Here is a 20241-nt window from a genome sequence, read left to right on the forward strand (position 1 = left end):
CTCAGATGCCGTCGACGTCCGCGACCGTGAACGGAGTCGTCGGCGTCCCCGGGCCCATCGGCCCGCCCTTGTCGAACTGCGAGCGCACCACGAGAGCGTGGCCGCCGCTGTGCGCGATGGTCGTCGGGATCTGGAGCGCCGGGTCCGTGACCTCGCGCTCCAGGCGGGCGGTGGTGCCGTCGCCGTCGAGCCGCCAGCGGGCCACCGTGTTGTCGCGGTTCTGCACGACCCAGAGGGTGCGGCCGCGCAGCTCCATGCCGTCGCCGTTCGTGAAGTCGCCGCCGTGCGGGGTGACTTCACGTACGGCCCCGGTGGCGAGGTCGACGCGGTAGAGGTCGCCACCGGTCATGTCGACGGTGAGCAGGTAGCGGCCCGAGGGGTCGGCGACGATGCCGTTGAGGGTGTACGCGTCGGCCGGGTGCGGGGCGATGGTGGTGCCCAGGTCGTGGCTGACGGTGAGTTCGCCGCGCTTGCCGTGGGCCGACGCGTTGGCCAACTGCCCCGGTGTGACGCGGTAGATGACGGCACGTGAGCTGTCGGTCAGATAGGCGGTGCCGTCCGGCGTGATCGCGATGTCGTTCACCATGCGGGGCGCGTCGTCCGGCCCCGGCACGTCGAAGCGGGCGAGCAGGGTGCGGCTGCGGAGGTCGTAGACCGAGACGCCGGACGTGGAGTCGGTCACCCAGAGGCGGCCCGCGCGGTCGGCCCGGAGGCCGTTGGCCGTGTTCCGGCCGTCGGCGCCCGCGGGCAGGAAGACCTCGGCCCGGTGGTGGCCCGGGGTGGCCTTGTAGACGGCGCCCGTGGTGTACGAGCCCACGTAGACGTCGCCGGTGCGCGGGTCCGTGGTGATGCCCTCGGGGTAGGCGCGGTCGCCGGGCAGTTCGTACGCGGAGGTGATCCGGGGGTGAGGTGCGGTGGTGGCTGTGGCTGTGGGTGTGGGTGTGGTGGCGGCCGTCGCGGTGGTGGCAGGGGTGAGCGCGGCCAGGGTCAGCAGGGTCGCCGCCGTGGCGGTGCGGGTCAGGGAGCGGCCGGTGAGCAGGCGGGACATGGCAGGGGTGCCTCTCGTCTGGTGCATCGTGTGATTCCGAACTCTCGGACGCCCACGAATCTAAGTTAGAACTCTAATGTTCGTCAAGGTTCAAATGAACCATCAGGGTTCGAATGGATGGAAGGTCGTTACGATGCGGGTATGACCTCGCCCCTGCCCGTGTCCGAGCGCCTCGGCTCCTCCCTCAAGCGGGCCGAGCACGCCCTGAATGCCGCCAAGCACGCCGCCGTGAAACCCGCGGGCCTCACCGTCCCGCAGTACGCGGTGCTGCTGTTCCTCACGGAGAACCCCGGCATCTCGGCCGCCGCCCTGGCCCGGCTCTGCGGGGTCACGCCGCCGACCATGAACACGGTCCTGAAGGGCCTCCAGGAGCGCGGCCTCATCGCGCGCACCCCGCACGCCTGGCACAAGAACGTCCTGGAGACGCGGCTCACGAAGGAGGGCGAGGCGGTCATGACGGAGGCGGACGCGGGTGCCGTCCGCGTGGAACGGGCGCTCGCCGCCGAGTTCACCGACGACGAGAGGGCGACGCTCACGGCCCTCCTGGACCGCTGCGTCGCCCTCCTGGATTCCGTACGGCCGGAGTGAGCAAGCGATTCCGTACGTCCGGACGTCCGAAGTGAGCAAGCCCTCATGGCTTCGGCCCGCCCCGGTCCCCGGCTCCCGGACGAGGGCTAGCGCACCGTCAACTCCCTCACCCCGCCCGGCTTCTCGTCCGTCTCGGTGAGCCGCACCTGCCGCACCTGCCGGGCCGTCGTTCCCGGCGTGAACGCCGTGAAGTGCCGTCCGTCCGCCGACGTCAGCAGCCGGTACGCGCGCGTGCCCGTCACCGTCACCGCCGACACCTTCCGCGGGCGGCCGAGGTCCACGGTGAGCGAGGCGCCCGTGGCCGTGGGCTGCCAGGCCGTGACGGGACTGCCGTCGACCGCGGCGGCCGCGTACAGGCCGGGGTCCTCGGAGGTCGCCGTCGCCGGACGGCAGCGGGCCAGGTCGTGGGTGGGGGTCAGGTCGGGGCGGCGGGTCGTCAGCGTGGCGCCGTCTCCGTCTCCGTCTCCGTCCCTGCCGACGGTGACGCGGCCCTGTGGAGCGTCGACCTCGAAGGGGCGGCCCGACGTCAGGCGCACCGACGTCGACCTGGGGCCGATCGCGACGTCGAAGGTCCGCCCGCGCCAGTGCAGCCCGCGCAGCGTGACGCCGTCGCCGAGCTGGGGCGGCAGCGTCGGGTCGAGGTGCAGGGCGTCGTCCGGGCGCAGCCGCATGCCGGTCAGGCCGTGCGTGAACACCTGGAGGAAGCCGCCCTTGCCGGTGAGGAAGTCCTGCGCGGGCGAGCCCGAGAGCGGGTCCTCGGCGCCCGCCTTGTCGCCGCGCGCCTCGGAGAACAGCGCGAACGGGCCGCGCATGAAGGGCCGTACGGACCGCTGCAGATAGGTGTACGCGGCGCAGCCCGGCTCCCCGATCACGGCCGCGTCGACGGCGTGCACCGAATCCGTCATCGCGGGCCCGTCCGGGTCGGTGCGGGCGCCGTAGTAGTCCAGGGTCGCGCGGGCCGCGCCCTTCGGCATCGGCCAGTCCAGCGGGTGGATCAGCAGCACGGTGTCGGCCTGCTTGATGGTGGAGCCGTCGTACCCCGCGTACTGGAGAAAGACCTTCCGCTTCGCGTCGTACGGGATGCGGATCCGGTCGGCGATGTGCCTCCAGGCGGGCGGGGCGGGGGAGTTGAGGGTGCGGGCGGCGTCGGCGGCGGCGCGCAGTGCGGTGGCGGCGACGGCGTTGGTGTAGACGCCGTCGGTGACGCCGTTGCTGTACTCGTCGGGGCCCGCGACGTTCTGGATCGAGTAACTCCCGTCCTTCTTGTGGAGGGTGACCCGTGACTCCCAGTATTCGGCGATCCCCTTCAGGAGCGGCCAGCCGCGCTCGCGCAGCCAGGTGCGGTCGCCCGTCGCGAGGTAGTACTGCCAGGCGGCCAGGGCGATGTCGCCCTGGAGGTGGTTCTGCTGCACGCAGTGCGGCGGGTTCCAGCTCTGGCACTCGGTCCACAGCGCGCCCCTGCTCGCGCTCGTCCACGGGAAGAACAGGCCCTTCACGCCTGTCTTCCACGCGTTCTCGCGGGCCGCCTCGCTGGTCCGGTGGCGGTATTCGAGAACCGGCTCGGCGAGTTCGGGGCGGGTCGCGAGCAGTGCGGGGAACATCCAGGTCTCGGCGTCCCAGAAGATCATGCCCGCGTAGTTGTCGCTGCTGAGGCCGGTGGGCGGGATGCTGTCGCGGGCTCCTCGGCGCAGGGAGGAGAGAAGGCCGTACTGGGCCGAGCGGACCCAGAGCTGGAGGTCGGGGTGGCCCGGGATCTCGATGTCCGCGCTCCACAACTTCCGCCAGGCGGCGTTGTGCCGGGCGGTGAGTCTGTTCCAGCCGAGTGCGGCGGCGCGGCGTGAGGTGGTCGTGGCGGTGGTGCGGGGGGTGCGTGAGGTGAGGGCGGTGTCGATGCCGACGTACTTGGTGACGTCGTAGGTCCGGCCGGCGTGGAGCGCGAGGTCTGCTTGTTGGCTGCTGCTCAACTCGCGTGTCGTGGAGGTGTGTCGGATGCCTCCTGGCGCCCTCAGGGTGGACGCCACCGCGCCCTCCGTGCGGGTGCCGTCGGTGCGGAACGTGACGTCCATGGTGCCCGTGCCGCGCGGGCCGCCGCCGGTCTGCTTGACGCGGCGTGCGCCGCGTCCGTCGAGGCGGTCCGTGACGGTGGCGGTGCCGGTCCAGTGCGGGGTGAGGCGCAGTCGTACGGCGCCGGTGTGCGGGTGTGCGCGGTCGGTCAGGACGTCGTACGTGAGGTCGGTGCGGCGGCCTTCGGCGGTGGTCCAGGTGAGTGTGGTGCGGACGAAGCCGCAGCGGAAGGAGACGGTCTGGCGGTAGTTGGCCGTCTTGCTGCGCGGGCCGTATGTCTCGCCGCCCACGGTGACGTCGAGGGGCGTCCAGGAGGGGAGCGAGGCGAGGGCCTCGCGGTCGGCCGTGTTGTGGGGGCCGCGGGCGTAGAGGCCGGAGACGAAGGAGCCGTCGTAGCGGGGTGTGTAGAGGGGCCAGCCGCTCTTGCCGCCGGGTGGCTGGGCGTAGCCGGTGCCGGAGGGTGGGACGCGGGTGCCCAGGTAGCCGTTGCCGATGTAGGGGTGGTACGGGTCTTTGGGTGGGGTGCGGTGGGTGGTGGTGGGGGCCCAGGTGGGGGAGGTGAGGCAGGTGGTGGGTTGGCTTGTGGCGGTGGGAGTGAGGGGTGTGGTGGGGGTGAGGGCTGCGGTGAGCGCGGCGGCTGCGAGGGCGGTGGCGGTGGCGGTGAGGGTGCGTGGGGTCACGAGGTGACCTTCCTACGGGCGGGGCGTTTCGGTGTGTCTGCCGCGCGGTGGGTGCCTTTCGGCCCGTCCGGCGTTTGAGGACGAGGCCGGCCGATGGGGGTCTGGGGGCGCAGCCCCCAGGAGGGCGCCCGAGGGGCGACGGAGTCGCCGGATCGGGTAGGGGCGGGGTTGGGGAAAGTCACCCTGTCGTGGCCAGGCCCGTCTTCGCGCCCGCGCCGCACAGCGGGACCACGGCGGCGCGGTCACCGAGGAGTTCGCCGTCCCGCACCGCGGCCCAGCACGCGACCCCCGTCGGCTCCACGTACAACCCCCGCCCGGCAAGGTCGAGTTGGGCCTTCTGGATCTGGTCCTCGGACACCGTGACGATCGCGCCACCGAGCGCCCGCACCGCCCGCAGGATCTGGCGGGCCCGCGGCGGGCGGGGGATCGCGATGCCCTCGGCGGCATGGGGTCTCCCCTGCTCGAACGTAGTTGAGAGCTTGGGGAAGGGCGCGCCCACCGCGTCGCCCAGGACGTCGTCCGCCCCGGAGCGCCACGCCTCCGCCAGCGGCGCGACGGCGGCGGCCTGCACCGCGTACAGGACCGGCGCCCGCGCGATGAGGCCGGCCGCGTGCAGCTCGCGCACGGCGAGGGCGGCGCCCAGGAGGAGGGTGCCGTTGCCGACGGGGACCACGACCGCGTCGGGCAGGCGGCCGCCGAGGTCCTCCCACAGCTCGTGCACGTACGTCTTGGTGCCGTGCAGGAAGTACGGGTTGTAGATGTGCGAGGCGTAGAAGGTGGCCGGCTCGTCGGCCGCCGCGCGGGCCGCGTCGGCCGTGGCCTCCCTGTCGCCGGGGACGCGTTCGACGCGGGCCCCGTGCGCGGCGATCTGCTCCAGCTTCTTGGGGGAGGTCGCGTCGGGGACGTACACCGTGCAGGGCAGCCCGGCGCGGGCGCAGTACGCGGCGATGGAGGTGCCCGCGTTGCCGCTGCTGTCGGCGATCACCCGCTCGGGGCCGAGGCGTTGGGCCAGCGCGGCGAGCATGACGGCGCCGCGGTCCTTGAAGGAGAGCGTCGGCATCAGGAAGTCGAGCTTGGCCGAAATCTCGCCTTCCAGCGGTACGAGGGGTGTGCGGCCCTCGCCGAGGGAGATCGCGGGGGCGGGAAGGGGGAGCGACTCCGCGTACCGCCAGAGTGAATTGACCCGTCCCGCAAGGGACTTGACCGGTGCGGGCGTGGGGGAGAAGTCCAGGTCCAGGGGGCCGCGGCAGGCGGGGCAGCACCAGACGAGCGAGCCCGAGGGGACGCGGGTGCCGTCGATGGGGCAGTAGGAATCCGGCAGGACCGGCGAGGCTGTCATGGGGCGCAGGCTATGGGGCGGACTCCCTGAGGCGCCGTCATGGCGGGGGTGTGGCGGTCGTGTTACGTCCATTCCTCGCCCTTGTGGGTTTCCTATGGATCGGTCAATCTTTCGTCGGCGACGGAGAGTTGAACATTGATCGACAGGCTGTGGGCTGTCGGTCGGGATTGACATGACCCTGTCGCCATCACCCCCACCAGCGCACCACCGATTGAGGAGGATCCCTCAGATGGCAGTGATGCGTCCTACGCGCCGAAGACTGGCCGGGATCAGCGCGACAGCGGTCGCGGCTCTCGCCCTCGGCGTCGTCTCCGCCCTGCCCGCGGGCGCGGACACCCGGCAGCAGGAAGGCCGGCAGGAAGGCAGGATCGAGAACGCCGGGGTTCCCGGCGCCATCCCGAACAGCTACATCGTCACCCTCGACCAGGACGCCGCGAAGGCGCGCTCCGCCGAGGGCAAGGCGCTGGCCGAGGAGTACGGCGCGAAGATCGAGCGTACGTATGACAAGGCCCTGAACGGTTACGCGGTCGAGCTCTCCGCCGCCCAGGCCAAGAAGTTCGCCGCCGACCCGGCGGTCGACTCCGTCGTGCAGAACCGCACCTTCCACGTCGACGGCACCCAGCCCAACCCGCCCTCGTGGGGCCTGGACCGCATCGACCAGAAGAACCTGCCGCTCGATCAGAAGTACACCTACCCGGACAAGGCCGGGGAAGGTGTCACGGCGTACATCATCGACACCGGTGTCCGCATCAGCCACAGCGAGTTCGGTGGGCGTGCCTCCTACGGCTACGACGCCATCGACAACGACAACACCGCGCAGGACGGCCACGGCCACGGCACGCACGTCGCGGGCACGGTCGCCGGATCCTCGTACGGCGTCGCGAAGAAGGCGAAGATCGTCGGCGTCCGCGTCCTGAACAACAGCGGCTCCGGCACCACCGCGCAGGTCGTCGCGGGCATCGACTGGGTCACCAAGAACGCGGTCAAGCCGGCCGTTGCCAACATGTCGCTGGGTGGCGGGGCCGACTCGGCGCTCGACACCGCCGTCCGCAACTCCATCGCCTCCGGCGTCACCTTCGGCGTCGCGGCGGGCAACGAGACCACCGACGCCTCGACCCGCTCCCCGGCCCGCGTCACCGAGGCCATCACGGTCGGCGCGACCACGAACACCGATGCCAAGGCGAGCTACTCCAACTACGGCAGCGTCCTGGACCTGTTCGCCCCGGGCTCCTCGATCACGTCGTCCTGGAACACGAGCGACTCCGCGACGAACACCATCTCCGGTACGTCGATGGCGACCCCGCACGTGGTCGGCGCCGCCGCCCTGTACGTGGCAGACCACCCGACGGCCACCCCGGCCCAGGTCTCCAAGGCGCTGACCGACGCGGCCACCACGGGCGTCGTCACCAGCCCCGGCTCCGGCTCGCCCAACCGCCTCCTGTACGTGGGCGGCGGCTCGACCCCGCCGGGACCCAAGTTCACCAACGACACCGACGTGCCGATCACCGACAACTCCTCGGCCGAGTCCACGGTCACCGTCACCGGAGTCACCGGCAAGGCGCCCGCCAACCTGAGCGTCCCGGTCGTCGTCAAGCACACCTACATCGGTGACCTCCAGATCCAGCTGATCGCACCCGACGGCACGGCATACACGCTGAAGTCGTACGGGAGCGGGGGCAGCGCGGACGACATCAACACCACGTACACGGTGGACGCGTCGTCCGAGACGGCCAACGGCACGTGGAAGCTGCGGGTGAGCGACAACGCCGCGCAGGACACGGGGAAGCTGGACTCTTGGGGGCTGCAGTTCTAGCAGGACCCCTCAGGTGAGTCACTCCATCACGTAGGCGTTCTCGTCCTCGGGGAAGGGCTTCGGGTCGGTGACCCAGCCCGCCGCGAGGACGAGGCGCGTCTCCCGGTGGACCGCGAGGAAGCCGAAGGGCCGGTCGACGAGGACGGTGGCCCGGACCGTCTCGTACTCCGGGGCGGGAGGAAAGCCCATGTAGACGGCCTCGACCGCCGTCACCGCCGCCGCGCGGAACCCCGCGGAACTGAAGGTCGCGGTCGCGGACTGCTGCGCCGAGCCCACCACGAGCGGCGCATCGGAGATCCCGGGCAGGCTCGGGAGCGCGCGGGCCGCGGCGAGGCCGAACGGCTCCGGCCGGGCCAGCAGGTCGTGCTCCGCGTCCACCGTGAACTCCACCGTGTTCAGGGTGGTGGTCGCGGGCTCGGGGAAGAGCGAACGGGTCCGCGCCACGCCGAGCCCGGGTCCCGCGTCGCCGTACGGCAGTTGGCCACCCGGCACGACGGGGAGTTCTCCCGCGAGGGCGTCGACCCCGGCCATGAGCACGTTCGCCGGGCGCATCCCCACCTCGCCGAGCAGCAGGTGGACGTCGACGGCGCCCTCTCCCCGCACGCACGCCTCGGTGACGCGTCCCGTGTCCGCCGTCACGAGCCGGACCCCGTCCAGGCCGCGCTCCGAGCGGTGCAGCCCCGCGAGCTCGCGGCCCTGCCACGGCCCCGCCGACGGGACCGTCAGGTCGCCCTTGAACGGCGTCTCCCACGTAGTGGTGAGCGCCAGCGCGCTCGCCAGCACGAACTCCGTGTCCTGCGACACCCGCACCGGCATCCGCTCGATCTGCCCGCCCGTCCGCTTGGCCGCCCACGCGTCGAGCGCCGCCCCGTCCGCCTCCGGGTCCCCGGTGAGCACGCCGGCCGCGTCCGTCGGCAGCCCCGCGCGCCACTCCTCCTTGAGGGGCAGCGTCCGCCGGGTCCACAGCCCGACGGCGGCCTCCAGCTCCCGTACGGAGTCCAGCGCGGCCAGCAACTCCCGGGCCCCGGACGCCGCTTGCTCCGGGCGGAGCCCCACCGCGTCGGCGAGCTCGTCCCGGGCGGGGCCGCCCGCGCCGTCCGCGAGGAAGGCCAGGAGGGGCCAGACTCCGGCCGCCGAGAAGACCGTGCCGCCGTCCGCCGCGAAGCCCGGCGCCGTCGCCCAGCGCGACGTCAACCGGTTGACCGCCCGAATTGTTGAGTTTGTCGCCCGCATTCCGCTTCCGCCCCCGCCCCGACTACGATGCGCCAAGCCCTCCCCAGAAGTGAGGGCCAGCGCCCGATCGAGGAGCACCGTACCCGTGTCGATACCCCCGCCGCCCGGCCCCGGGTCCCCGCAGCAGCCCCAGCCGCAGCAGCCGCAGGGTGGTGCCCTTCCCTCGTACCCCTCGTACCCCTCGCACCCCGACCAGTCCCCGTACGCCGGTGGTCAGCAGCACCAGCAGCAGATGCCGTACGGGGCGGCCTATCCGGGGCAGCAGCCCGGCGGTCCGCCCTATCAGCCCTGGCCCGGCTACTACTCGCCGCACTCCGCCCCGCCGGTCAACGGCTTCGCCATCGCCTCGCTGGTCTTCGGCGTCCTCTGCTTCTTCCCGCTGATCGGTCTGATCCTCGGCCTCGTGGCCCTGTCGCAGATCAAGAAGAAGGGCGAGCGCGGCAAGGGCCTGGCGATCGCGGGCAACGTTCTGTCGTCGGTCGGGGCCGTGCTGCTCGTCCTGTTCTTCGCCACCGGCGCGGCCCGCGACTTCGCCGACGGCTTCAAGGACGCGGCGGAGGCGGCCCGGGACCTCAACAAGTTCCCCGTCGCCAAGGGCGGTTGCTTCAACGCCCCGGACAACGACCTCGCCGGCATGAAGTACGCCCACGAGGTCGACAAGGTGTCCTGCGACGAGCAGCACACCGGTGAGGTCTTCGCGTCCTTCAGGGTCAACAACAGCCGGTTCCCCGGGGACAGTGAGCTCACCGCGCTCGCCGAGCGGAAGTGCACGGACTTCCAGGCCGACTACGTCCCGGATCTGGAGGCCGTCCCGAGCAACGTCGCCATCTACTACTACGTGCCGAGCCGTACGACCTGGCGCCAGGGCGACCGGCACATCACGTGCCTGTTCGGCAACGCGGACGAGGGCGGGACGCTCACGGGGTCGCTGCGGGACGGGGATCCCGGCGGGGGAGATGGCGGTGGCGGTGGCGCCGACGGTGGCAGTGACGGAGGGGGCGGGGCTGACGTCGGAGAGGTGTGAGGAGCCGTCTGTCTCCGTCCGTCTCCGCCGGTGTCCGTCGGTGTCCGTCGGTGTCCGTCTCCCCCGATCTCCATAGCTCCGCAAAGCCCCTGCGTAAAGACCCGCCTCGGGGTAAATCATCACTTCGAGTGATTCATTGGCCTTGGCTTGCGGCCAACAACCCACGGTTGCCAGGCTGTTGCTGTCTGTCAACCTGATGGGAGTGGCCAGTGACATTCGGTGAGCAGCCGGCGTACCTCCGCGTCGCGGGTGATCTCCGCAAGAAGATCACCGACGGTTCGCTGCCGCCTCACACGCGGCTTCCCTCCCAGGCCAGAATCCGCGAGGAGTACGGGGTCTCCGACACCGTCGCCCTGGAGGCCCGCAAGGTCCTGATGGCCGAGGGGCTCGTCGAGGGCCGCTCCGGTTCGGGGACGTATGTGCGCGAGCGACCCGTGCCCCGCCGCGTCGCCCGCACCGGCTTCCGCACCCATGGCGGCTCCACGCCCTTCAAGCAGGAGCAGGCCGAGGAGAGCGCGCGCGGCACCTGGGAGTCGCGCAGCGAGCAGGTGGACGCGAGCGCGGTGATCGCGGAGCGGCTCGGCATCCGCGTGGGCGACCGCGTGATGTGCACCCGGTACGTGTACCGGGACGCGGGCGAGGTCATGATGCTCTCCACCTCCTGGGAGCCCCTCGCCGTCACCGGCCGCACCCCGGTGATGCTCCCCGAGGAGGGCCCGCTCGGCGGCTGCGGCGTGGTGGAGCGCATGGCCGCGATCGACGTGATCGTGGACAACGTCGCGGAGGAGGTCGGCGCCCGCCCCGGCCTCGCCGAGGAGCTCCTCGCCCTCGGCGGCGTCCCCGGCCATGTCGTCCTCGTCGTCCAGCGGACGTACTACGCCTCGGGCCGCGCCGTGGAGACCGCCGACATCGTCGTCCCCGCCGACCGCTACCGGATCGCATACCACCTGCCCGTGCGCTGACCCCGTACGGCCGGGCGCGGCCCTTGTGCGATCCCTCCACGACCGGAATCCGGACGGGCCCGTCCGCCCGCCGTGATCCGGAGTTAACGCCCGCGCGCCACCCGTAACCCCCGGGCAATCGCCCGCGGCGGCCCGCCGTCACGCGCGGCTCCTACCTTCCCCGTCCGTACCCGCACCCCGGCCGGACGACAGGAGTCAGCACCCCATGACGGAGATGGTCACCCGCGACACCGCGAGCCCTGCCGACAGCCCGCCGCCCCGGCGCAGTTACGCCAGGCTCGCGGCCGACGAGAGCCGCGAGGACTACTCGCTCCGCTACGCCCCGCACTCCTTCAGGCGCTGGTCGCCGACGATGGTGGCGTCCACCGCGCTCGGCGGCATCGCCTATCTCGCGGACTTCGCGATCGGCGCGTCCATCGTCTTCACGTACGGATTCACGAGCGGTCTCGCCTCGATCCTGTGCGCCGCCACGATCATCTTCGTGACCGGCATCCCGATCGCGCGGGCCTGTGCCACGTACGGCCTCGACATGGACCTCATCACGCGCGGTGCGGGCTTCGGCTACTTCGGCTCCACGCTCACCTCCCTCATCTACGCCTCCTTCACCTTCATCTTCTTCGCGCTCGAAGGCTCGATCATGGCGCAGGCCATGCACCAGGCCGTCGGACTCCCGGTGCAGATCGGCTACTTGGTGACGACGCTCATCGTCATCCCGATCGTCTTCCGCGGCATGGGCGCCCTCGCGAAGGTCCAGGCGTGGACGCAGCCCATCTGGATCATCGGGCTGCTCCTGCCCTTCGTCGTCCTCGCCTTCGAAGCCCCGGACGCCTGGGGCGCGTTCGGCTCCTTCGGCGGTACGGAGGGTGCGGGCAGCGGCTTCTCCTGGATCGGCTTCGGGCTCGGCACCGGCGTCGCGCTCTCCCTCATCGCCCAGATCGGCGAGCAGGCCGACTACTTGCGCTTCATGCCCGCCAAGACCGAGCAGAACAAGCGCAGTTGGAACCTGGCCGTGCTCGCCGCCGGACCCGGCTGGGTCGTCATCGGCGCGGCCAAGCAGCTCGGCGGCGCCCTCCTCGCCTTCGTCGCGCTCGAAGCGGTCGGCAAGACCCACGCCCTGGAGCCGATCGCCCCGCAGATCGAGGCCCTGCGGCCCTGGCTCGGGTCGTTCGCCCTCCCCGCCGCCGCGCTCTTCGTGATCGTCTCCCAGATCAAGATCAACGTCACGAACGCCTACAGCGGCTCCCTGTCCTGGTCCAACTTCTTCTCCCGCCTCACGCACCGCCACCCCGGCCGCGTCTGGTACATCTTCCTCAACCTCGCCATCGCGCTGACGCTGATGGAGATGAACATGTTCGCCGCCCTGAACAAGCTCCTCGGCTTCTACTCGAACGTGGGCATCGCCTGGATCACGGCCGTCGCCGCCGACCTCGTCATCAACAAGAGGGTGGGCTGGAGCCCCAAGTACATCGAGTTCAAGCGGGCGTACCTGTACGCGGTGAACCCGGCGGGCTTCGGCTCGATGGTGGTCGCGTCGGCGGTGTCGATCCTCGCCTTCTTCGGCCTCTTCGGGAAGTACGCGGAGGCATTCTCGACCTTCATCGCCGCCGGACTCGCCCTCGTCCTGTGCCCCTTGCTGGCCTGGGCCACGAAGGGCCGCTACTACCTGGCCCGCCCCAACCCGGTGAACGGCCCGCACGTCGAGGTCCCCGACATCACGGCCACCCACACGTGCGCGGTCTGCGCGACGGCGTACGAACTCCCCGACATCGCCGACTGCCCGGTCCAGTCGGGCCCGATCTGCTCGCTGTGCTGCTCGCTCGACGCGGAGTGCGGGGACGTGTGCCGGAAGTCGCCGGGGGAGCCCGTGGTTCTGCCGGTGCCGACGGTGCGGAAGGTGTCTGCGGTGCGGACGGTGCGGGGCGGCTGACGCGGGCGGGGGTTCTCGGTCCTTCCGTGGCCGGTTGCGTATCTCTTTGTGTAAACCCGTATCCGCTGCGTGAAGGTCGGGCGTAGGCTCGGGCATATGCGGATTGCGGTTTCCTTACTGATCGAGGCGGGGCGCGCGCCGGGGGCGGGGAGCGGAGGGTCGCGATGAACGACGGGACGGCGACACTGCCCTGGCTCGTCATACGGCAGGACGACAACGGCAACCGCTACCGCGTGGGCAGGTACGCGACGAAGGCCGAGGCCCAGCGCATCGCGGACAGCCTGGATGACCGCGGCCACAAGCAGCTGTACTGGGTGGAGAGGCTGAGCCAGAACGGGACGGCGCGCTGAGCGCCGTCCCCCCCCCGCCGCACTCGCTCTCTAAGCTCCCCTCCATGGAGCAGAAGATCGTGGTGGGTGCCGCCCTGTACGACGACGGACGCCTGCTGGCCGCGCGCCGCAGCGCGCCCCCCGAGCTCGCCGGCGGCTGGGAGCTGCCCGGCGGCAAGGTCGAGCCCGGGGAGAGCTGCGAGGACGCGCTGGTGCGGGAGTTGCGCGAGGAGCTGGGCGTCGAGGCGGAGCTGACCGGGCGGGTGCCGGGGGAGTGGGCGCTGCCCCGGGGACATGTGCTGCGGGTGTGGCGGGCGCGGTTGGTCTCCGGGGAGCCGAAGCCCTTGGAGGACCACGACGAGCTGCGCTGGCTGGGGGCGGGGGAGATCTGGTCGGTGGGGTGGCTGGAGGCGGATGTTCCTGCGGTGGCGGCGGTGGCCGGGGCGTAGCCTGCGGCGGTTCTTTCGCCAGTCCCGCCCCTTCCCGAATCCGCTCCCGCGGCCCTGGGGCGCCCTGATCGCGGCCTGCGGCCGGCTCGTCCTCAACCGCCGGACGGGCTGCCCCTGGCCCGGGGGCGGGGCCACGGAAAGAACCGCCCCTCGCACCACCCCTACGCCGTTTGTGCCACAGTGCGCCCTGGTGTGCGGTAGTCCCAGCGGGATATCGGGTATGTGCCCATTAACCCCCTGAAACCGGACAACGCTCCCCTGCTGGTCTGGAAGTGATCGGCGTGATCGACACCGAAGGCTCCGTCGCCGAGTGGGACTTTCCCGCGGACCCAGGCGCCGTACGCACCGCCCGTGCCGTCGTCCGCAAACAGCTGGGCGACTGGGGCCTCGGGGCGCTCGGGGACGTCACGGTGCTGCTGGTGAGCGAACTCGTGACCAATTCCCTGCGCCATGCCTCGGGCCCCATCGGCGTGCGCCTTGTGCGCCCCGACGGCCCCCTGGGCACCCTGCTCGTGGAGGTCTCCGACCCGCTGCCCGACCCGCCCACGGAACGCGTCGCCGCACCCGACGACGAGGGCGGCCGGGGCATCCAGCTGGTGGCCCGCTCCTCCCGCAGCTGGGGAACGCGGCCGGGTCGCACGGGCCGTACGGGAAAGACGGTGTGGTTCGAGCTGGCGTTGCCTGGTTAGAAGACTGGCAGCACCGGAACGGTCGCGGGAAGCAGGCGGAGAGCGGGAATCAAGCGGGAAGCAAGACGGTCACGGGCCAAAAAGCGTTGAGACCGTGCTGTGATCGTGAACGGCGTGTGGCGTGGGGCCGTAGTGCTGGATACTGCGGGCAGCCGCATTCGGTGACCGGTGCCGACCGCGGTGAGCTGGAGGGGACGGTTCGCGTGAGCGAGATACCAGCGCAGGCGACGGAGTCCGGCTCGGGGTCCACGGACCCCGGGGTGGGGCCCACAGGGTCCGCGGAGCCGTCGGGCGACGCGACATGGCAGAGCAGCCCGCCCGGTTCGATCTACGACTACATCCGGGTCGCCTCGTTCTCGATCGGCCCGGACGGCCTGGTCGACCAGTGGAGCAGCCGTGCCGAGCGCCTCTTCGGGGTGGCCGCGCGGGACGCCGTCGGCAAGGACCCCATCGAGGCGTTCGTCCCCGCCGAGCAGCGCGCCGACGGCCACCGCAAGATGGCGGAGATCCTGGACGGCAGGGAGTGGACGGGGGTCGTTCCCTTCCGCATGCCCGACGGTGACGGCGACCGCGAACAAGGGGTCGATCGGCGCGGGGGCATGCGCGAAGGCGTGGCCGAGGTGTACGTGATGCCGACCGAGACCGAGGCCGGGGAGCGGGCCGCCGTCTGCATCGTCGTCGACGTCCGGGCGCTGCGGCAGATCGAGACGGACCTCGCCGCCTCGCAGGCCATTTTCGGCCAATCTCCTTTCGGATTCCTGCTGTTCGGCACGGACCTGAAGGTGCAGCGCGCCAACCGCCGCTTCGCCGCCGTCTTCGGGGGCGGCGTCGAGGACCACCGGGGCCACACCGTCCACGACTATCTGCCCCGCCACGAGGCCGACCGCATGCAGGCCGCCCTGCGCCGCGTCCTGGAGACCGGCGAGGCCGTCACCGACATGCAGATCGTCGGCCCCACCCCGGACAGCCCCGAGCGCCGCCACTGGTCCATCAACCTCTACCGCGTGCACAGCGGTTCGGGCCGCCCCATCGGCGTCGCGGGCCTCGGCACCGACGTCACCCGCCGGCACGCCGCCGCCCGCGAGGCCGCCCACGCCCGCCGCAACCTCGCCCTGCTCAACGAGGCCGGCGCCCGCATCGGCAACTCCCTCGACCTGGAGACCACCGCCCGCGAGCTCCTCGACGTCACCGTCCCCGGCTTCTGCGACCTGGCCTCCGTCGACCTCTACCAGGGCCTCCTCGACGGCGACGAGACCGCGCACGTCCGCCAGAGCCTCGCCGACGGCAGCGCCGAGCTGCGCCGCGTCGCCTTCGCCAGCGCCGTCGCCGACGCGCCCTTCCCGGCGGGCACCGCCCCCGTCGAGGTCGGCGCCGTGCACCGCTTCCCGTTCAGCTCGCCCTGCGCCGACGCCCTGCGCGCCGCCCGGCCCCGGCTGCTCGCCCCCGACGAGGGCTGTGGGCCCGCCAACCTCCGCGGCGGCCCCGTCCAGTCCACCCTCGCCGTCCCGATGGTCGCCCACGACACCGTCGTGGGGCTCGCCCAGTTCTCCCGTACGAAGGGCAGCGAGCCCTTCGGGGAGCGGGACCGGGCCCTCGCCGTCGAGCTCGCCGCGCGCGCCGCCGTCTGCATCGACAACGCCCGCCTCTACCGCCGCGAGCACGAGCGCGCCCTGATCCTGCAGCGGTCCCTGCTCCCGCCCGGCGACCCGGAGGCCGCGGGCCTCGACATCGCCTGCCGCTATCTGCCCGGCAACGCCGCCACGGAGGTCGGCGGCGACTGGTTCGACGTCATCGAGCTCCCCGGACACCGCACCGCCCTCGTCGTCGGCGACGTCATGGGCCGCGGCCTGCGCGCCGCCGTCGCGATGGGCGAACTGCGCACCGCCGTACGGACGTTGTCGCTGCTCGACCTGGAGCCCGCCGAGGTGCTCTCCGCGCTCGACGAGATCGCCCGCGGCCTCGGCAACCCCGCGAGCCCGCAGCGCGCCACCCGCACCGCCCGCTCGGCGCAGCGCGCCGCCGAGGACCAGGGGCTCGCCGAGGTCTACCTGGCGACCTGCGTGTACGCGGTCTACGACGCCGTCACCCGCCGCTGCACCTTCGCCAACGCCGGGCACCTGCCCCCCGTACTCGTGGAGCCCGGCGAGTCCGCGCTCATGCTCGACGTGCCGCCCGGCATGCCCCTCGGCGTCGGCGGCGAGCCCTTCGAGGAGGTCGAGGTCGAGGTCCCCGAGGGCGCCCTGCTCGCCCTCTACACCGACGGCCTCGTGGAGTCCCGCGACCACCCCCTGGACGAGGGCCTCAACGCCTTCGTCCGCGCCCTCACCGACCCCTCCCGCCCGTCGCCCGGCCACCACCCCTCAACGACGCCGCTTCGCGGCGGCCTCTCCTCCCTCGAGGACGTCTGCGACCACGTCCTCACCACCCTCGACACCCACCACGGCGAGGACGACATCGCGCTGCTCATGGCCCGGGTGCAGGGGCTGCCCGCCGAGCATGTGGGCGACTGGACGCTGCCGCGCGACCCGCAGTCCGTGGGCCGCGCCCGCGAACTCGCCTGCGACCAGCTGCGCGACTGGGACCTGGAGCCCCTCTGCGACACGGTGGAGCTCCTCGTCAGCGAACTCGTCACCAACGCCCTGCGGTACGGCGAGGGCGAGATCCGGCTGCGGCTCCTCCTCGACCGGACCCTCGTGTGCGAGGTGTGGGACGCGGGCCTCGTGCAGCCGCGGCGGCGCCGGGCCCGGGACACCGACGAGGGCGGGCGCGGCCTCCAGCTGGTCGGCCTGCTCAGCGCGGCGTGGGGCTCGCGCCGCACCCCGCGCGGCAAGACCGTCTGGTTCGAGATGGCCCTGCCGGACGGGGAGACGGAACCGGTGGACGCGGCGGAGGCGTTGCTCAGCCTGTTCTGAGGGGCGCCCTGGGTGAGGGTCTGCCCGGTGGAGCCAGGGCCTGCCCGGTGGAGCCGGAGCAGGCCCTACGCCGTCTGCTTCATGGCGGCCAGGCGCGCCGTGACCTCCGCCTCGTCGCCCAGCGCGTCCAGCTGCTCGAACTGGGCGTCCAGGGACGACGCCGCGAGCTCCTGCTTGCCGAGGGCCCGCGCCTCCTCGCGCCGCACCTTCTCCTCGAAGCGGCTCAACTCGCTGGTCGGGTCGAGGACGTCGATGTTCTGCGCCGCGTCCATCATCTGGTTCTGGGCCTGCGCGGTCTTGGCGCGGGCCACCAACTGGTCGCGCTTGGACCCGAGTTCCGTCAGCTTGATCTTCATCGAGTCCAGGCCCGTCCTGAGCTTGTCCACGACCTCGGTCTGCGCGGCGAGCGTCGGCTCCGCGTCCTTCGCCTCGCGCTCCGACTGCAACTGCCGCTGCAGCGCCACCTTGGCGAGGTTGTCGAACGTGTCGGCCTCCGCCGCGTTCCCGGCCGCCCGCAGCTCGTCCGCCTTCTTGCTGGCCGCGAGGGCCTTGCCGCCCCACTCGGCGGCCGCCTCCTGGTCCTCCTTGTGGTCCTGCTCCAGCATCCGGAGGTTGCCGATGGTGGTGGCCACCGCCTCCTCGGCGTCCCGGATGTTGTTCGTGTAGTCGCGGATCAGCTGGTCCAGCATCTTCTGCGGGTCCTCGGCCTGGTCGAGCAGGGCGTTGATGTTGGCCTTCGCCAGCTGGGCGACACGGCCGAGGATGGTCTGCTTGGTCATTCTGCAATCCCTTCAGGGCTGTCTACCGAACCATCGATTGAGGAACCACAACGGCGAGAACCACCTCCGCGAGAACGGCGCCGGTCAGGCGCAAAGGGGTGTGTGAGCTCAGAACCGCCCCCCGCCGCCCCTGCGGCCCCGCGTCCCCCCGCCCCCGAAGCTCCCCGGCCCGCCCCCGCCGAAGCCGCCCCCGCCCCCGTGACCGCCGCCCCGGTACCCGCCCCCGCCCATGCCCCGGCCGACCCCGCCGAGCAGCTCGCCCAGGATGATCCCGCCGAGCACCGCGCCGCCCATGCCCCCGCCCCGGCCGCCGCCCCCGCCCATGCCACCGCCGTACGGATTCCCGTACGACCGCACGTCCCGCTCGGCGAGCTCCTGGGCCTGCCGGGCCAGCGAGTCGGCCTGCTGGGCGGCCGCGAGGGCGGCCGCGAGGGCGGCCGCCGGGTCGTCGGGGAGCGCCTCGGCCTGCGCCAGGTGCCGCTGCGCCTCCGCGAGCCGGGTCCTGGCCTGGCTGCCGACTGCGCCCCGGTGCGTGGTGATGTAGTCCGCAGCCGCCCCGATCGCGCTGCGCGCGGTGAGCAGGGCCTGTCCGAGCAGCGCGCGCGAACGCCTGCTCGTGACCTCCCGCTCCCTGGCCCCCGCGAGCGCCTCGTCGAGCGCCGCGTCCGCCTCCTCGACCCGGCGCAGCGCGTCGATCGGGTCGTACGGCCCCGCCGCCAGCTCCTTGCGCACCTCGGCGACCACCGACTCGGCGCGGGCGAGCCGGCCCCGCAGATCGGCCGTGGAGACCCCCTCGGCGGTGCCCTCCAGGAGGCCGCGCCCGTCCGCGAGGTCGGTCTCCGCCTCCGTGAGCGCGCCGGGCAGCTCCCCTGCGGCCCGCGCGAGCTCCTGCGCGCGCCGCTCCACGGCGTCCACGAGCGTGCCCGCCTGGTCGACGGCGCCCTCGGCCGCCCGCAGATGCACGGCGGCCGCGCCGTTGTCGCCGCCGTCGACGGCCTGCCGGGCCTGGTTGAGGTGGTCCGTGGCGAAGACCAGCCGGTCCTTGGCCTGCTCGATGTGGCCGAGCACGGGGCTCGCGGCGCTCGGCGCGTACTCCTTGCGGAGCGTGCCGAGGGTGGCCTCGGCGTCGACGGTGCGCCCGGTGATCCGCCGGAACAGCGTCTCGGCCCGCTCCAGCGCCGCCGGTGCCGTCCGCTCCAGGGCGCGCAGCTGGTCGAAGGCCGCGGCCTCCTCGTCGAGCCGCCGCCCGGCCTCCGTGCAGCGCGCCGCGATCTCGTCGAGCATCCGCCGCTTCTCGTCGTCCGTCTCCGGGAAGGCGTCGTCGAGCTGCTGCCGCAGCTTGAACGCGGCGGTCAGCTCGGCCCGCGCGTACGCGAGCGCGTCCGTGAAGTCCCGGGTGGCCTCCTCCCCGAACTGGGCGGTGGCGAAGCCGAGTTCCTCGGTGCTGGTGCGCACGGCGTCGTCGGTCTCCACGAGGAGGTGCTTGGCCTGCTGGTCGAGCTCGGGCAGCGGTGTGAGCTGCCCGGCCACCCCGCCCTGTCCCCAGCCGCTGCTCCGTCCTCCCCCTGGAGTCGTACGGGTCGTCATCCGCCGCTTCCTGCGGCTGTACGCGACCGCGGCGACCGCCCCGGCGCCGCCCACCGCCACGATCGGCAGGACCAGGTCGCCCGAGTCGGTGCCCCCGCTCTCGCCCTTGCCCGGATCCGCGGTGCCGGGCGTGATCGCGGGGGTCGGCACGGGCTGCCCGGCGAGTACGGCCCGGTATCCGTCGGCGGCGCCGATGGCGGCGCCCGCCCAGTCGTTCTCGCGCAGCGCGGGGCGGATCGCGGTGGTCGCCACGTCCCGCAGCTGCGCGTCCGTGAGCCGCGAGTCCTGGTCGACGGAGTACGCGAACTGGCGGTCGTGCGTGGAGACGGCGAGCAGCACGTCGTCGATCCCGAGCCCGTTGCGCTCGGCGGTGGCGTCGGCCCAGTCCTGCGCCGAGCGCCCGGAGAAGTCCCGTACGTACGCGACGAAGAGCTGTACGCCTCGGTCGTCGTAGAGCCGGCCGAGCGCGGACTCGACTGCTTTCTTACGGGTTCCCAGGGCACCCACCCTGTCGGTGACCTGGCCCTGGCGGGAGAGCGTGACGGGGTCGTCGGCGGGGAGCGTCCGGGCGGTGGTGGCGGCCAGGGCGGGAACGGGCAGCAGCGGCGCGCACCACGCGCACAGCGCGGCGACCGCGGCGGCGGCCCGCACGGCTATGTGCGGGGGTGACGTCACATTTGGGAGCGTATGACCGTCTCGTGCCTGGCGCGACCGGGGGTGCGGCTGGGCTGGTGGGTGGGGCGGGGTGGGGACGCGGCGGTATGTCCGTCCTCGAAAAGCCGGGGGCACCGTAGGGGTACACGAGTACTGGCTTGGGT

At 72.5% G+C, this 20241-nt stretch carries 15 protein-coding genes; 9 read left to right on the forward strand and 6 right to left on the reverse strand.

The window, feature by feature from the left end; genetic code table 11:
- Position 1: 1 nt before the first annotated feature.
- Entirely contained in the window at positions 2–1075 is a 1074-nt protein-coding gene (locus ACFWYM_RS39390) for an SMP-30/gluconolactonase/LRE family protein (protein WP_384848609.1), read from the reverse strand.
- Between the two features lie 114 nt (positions 1076–1189).
- On the opposite strand from ACFWYM_RS39390, the gene ACFWYM_RS39395 reads away from it, so the two are divergent.
- Positions 1190–1636, forward strand: coding sequence for a MarR family winged helix-turn-helix transcriptional regulator (locus tag ACFWYM_RS39395; protein WP_384848612.1), 447 nt, complete (start codon positions 1190–1192; stop codon positions 1634–1636).
- 86 nt (positions 1637–1722) lie between these two features.
- Here the strand turns inward: ACFWYM_RS39395 and ACFWYM_RS39400 are convergent, their stop codons facing one another.
- Together ACFWYM_RS39400 and ACFWYM_RS39405 are read right to left on the reverse strand one after the other, a co-directional pair.
- Positions 1723–4380, reverse strand: coding sequence for a glycosyl hydrolase family 65 protein (locus ACFWYM_RS39400; RefSeq protein WP_384848615.1), 2658 nt, complete (start codon positions 4378–4380; stop codon positions 1723–1725).
- Between the two features lie 178 nt (positions 4381–4558).
- Positions 4559–5719 carry a threonine synthase gene (locus tag ACFWYM_RS39405; protein WP_384848618.1) on the reverse strand — a complete coding sequence of 387 codons (1161 nt, stop codon included), beginning with the start codon at positions 5717–5719 and terminating at the stop codon, positions 4559–4561.
- A 229-nt stretch (positions 5720–5948) separates the two neighbouring features.
- Here ACFWYM_RS39405 and ACFWYM_RS39410 point away from each other — a divergent pair, with 229 nt between their 5' ends.
- Positions 5949–7532: a S8 family serine peptidase gene (locus ACFWYM_RS39410; protein WP_384848621.1), complete on the forward strand. Its 1584-nt coding sequence runs from the start codon at positions 5949–5951 to the stop codon at positions 7530–7532.
- Between the two features lie 18 nt (positions 7533–7550).
- Here the strand turns inward: ACFWYM_RS39410 and ACFWYM_RS39415 are convergent, their stop codons facing one another.
- Positions 7551–8726, reverse strand: coding sequence for a serpin family protein (locus ACFWYM_RS39415; protein WP_384848624.1), 1176 nt, complete (start codon positions 8724–8726; stop codon positions 7551–7553).
- 124 nt (positions 8727–8850) lie between these two features.
- Here ACFWYM_RS39415 and ACFWYM_RS39420 point away from each other — a divergent pair, with 124 nt between their 5' ends.
- The 7 genes from ACFWYM_RS39420 (at position 8851) to ACFWYM_RS39450 (ending at position 17057) form a co-directional block, all read left to right on the forward strand.
- Entirely contained in the window at positions 8851–9789 is a 939-nt protein-coding gene (locus ACFWYM_RS39420; protein WP_384848627.1) for a DUF4190 domain-containing protein, read from the forward strand.
- A gap of 209 nt (positions 9790–9998) precedes the next feature.
- Positions 9999–10751 carry a GntR family transcriptional regulator gene (locus ACFWYM_RS39425; RefSeq protein WP_384848630.1) on the forward strand — a complete coding sequence of 251 codons (753 nt, stop codon included), beginning with the start codon at positions 9999–10001 and terminating at the stop codon, positions 10749–10751.
- 205 nt (positions 10752–10956) lie between these two features.
- Positions 10957–12678 carry a purine-cytosine permease family protein gene (locus ACFWYM_RS39430; RefSeq protein ID WP_384848633.1) on the forward strand — a complete coding sequence of 574 codons (1722 nt, stop codon included), beginning with the start codon at positions 10957–10959 and terminating at the stop codon, positions 12676–12678.
- Positions 12679–12842: 164 nt separating this feature from the next.
- Positions 12843–13028 (forward strand): SPOR domain-containing protein, encoded by a 186-nt coding sequence (locus ACFWYM_RS39435; protein WP_384848636.1) that lies wholly within the window; start codon positions 12843–12845, stop codon positions 13026–13028.
- Between the two features lie 44 nt (positions 13029–13072).
- Positions 13073–13456, forward strand: coding sequence for a (deoxy)nucleoside triphosphate pyrophosphohydrolase (locus tag ACFWYM_RS39440; RefSeq protein ID WP_384848639.1), 384 nt, complete (start codon positions 13073–13075; stop codon positions 13454–13456).
- A gap of 272 nt (positions 13457–13728) precedes the next feature.
- Positions 13729–14145, forward strand: a complete 417-nt coding sequence (locus ACFWYM_RS39445) for an ATP-binding protein (protein WP_384848642.1) — start codon at positions 13729–13731, stop codon at positions 14143–14145.
- A gap of 203 nt (positions 14146–14348) precedes the next feature.
- Complete coding sequence (locus ACFWYM_RS39450; protein WP_384848645.1) at positions 14349–17057, forward strand: SpoIIE family protein phosphatase; 2709 nt, start codon at positions 14349–14351, stop codon at positions 17055–17057.
- Positions 17058–17122: 65 nt separating this feature from the next.
- On the opposite strand, the gene ACFWYM_RS39455 is transcribed toward ACFWYM_RS39450, so the two are convergent.
- A complete protein-coding gene (locus ACFWYM_RS39455; RefSeq protein WP_384848648.1) occupies positions 17123–17836 on the reverse strand; it encodes a PspA/IM30 family protein in 714 nt (237 codons plus the stop codon).
- A gap of 108 nt (positions 17837–17944) precedes the next feature.
- Positions 17945–20098, reverse strand: coding sequence for a TPM domain-containing protein (locus tag ACFWYM_RS39460; RefSeq protein ID WP_384848651.1), 2154 nt, complete (start codon positions 20096–20098; stop codon positions 17945–17947).
- Between the last annotated feature and the right edge of the window lie 143 nt (positions 20099–20241).

This window comes from Streptomyces sp. NPDC059009 (assembly GCF_042740175.1).
Lineage (GTDB): Bacteria > Actinomycetota > Actinomycetes > Streptomycetales > Streptomycetaceae > Streptomyces.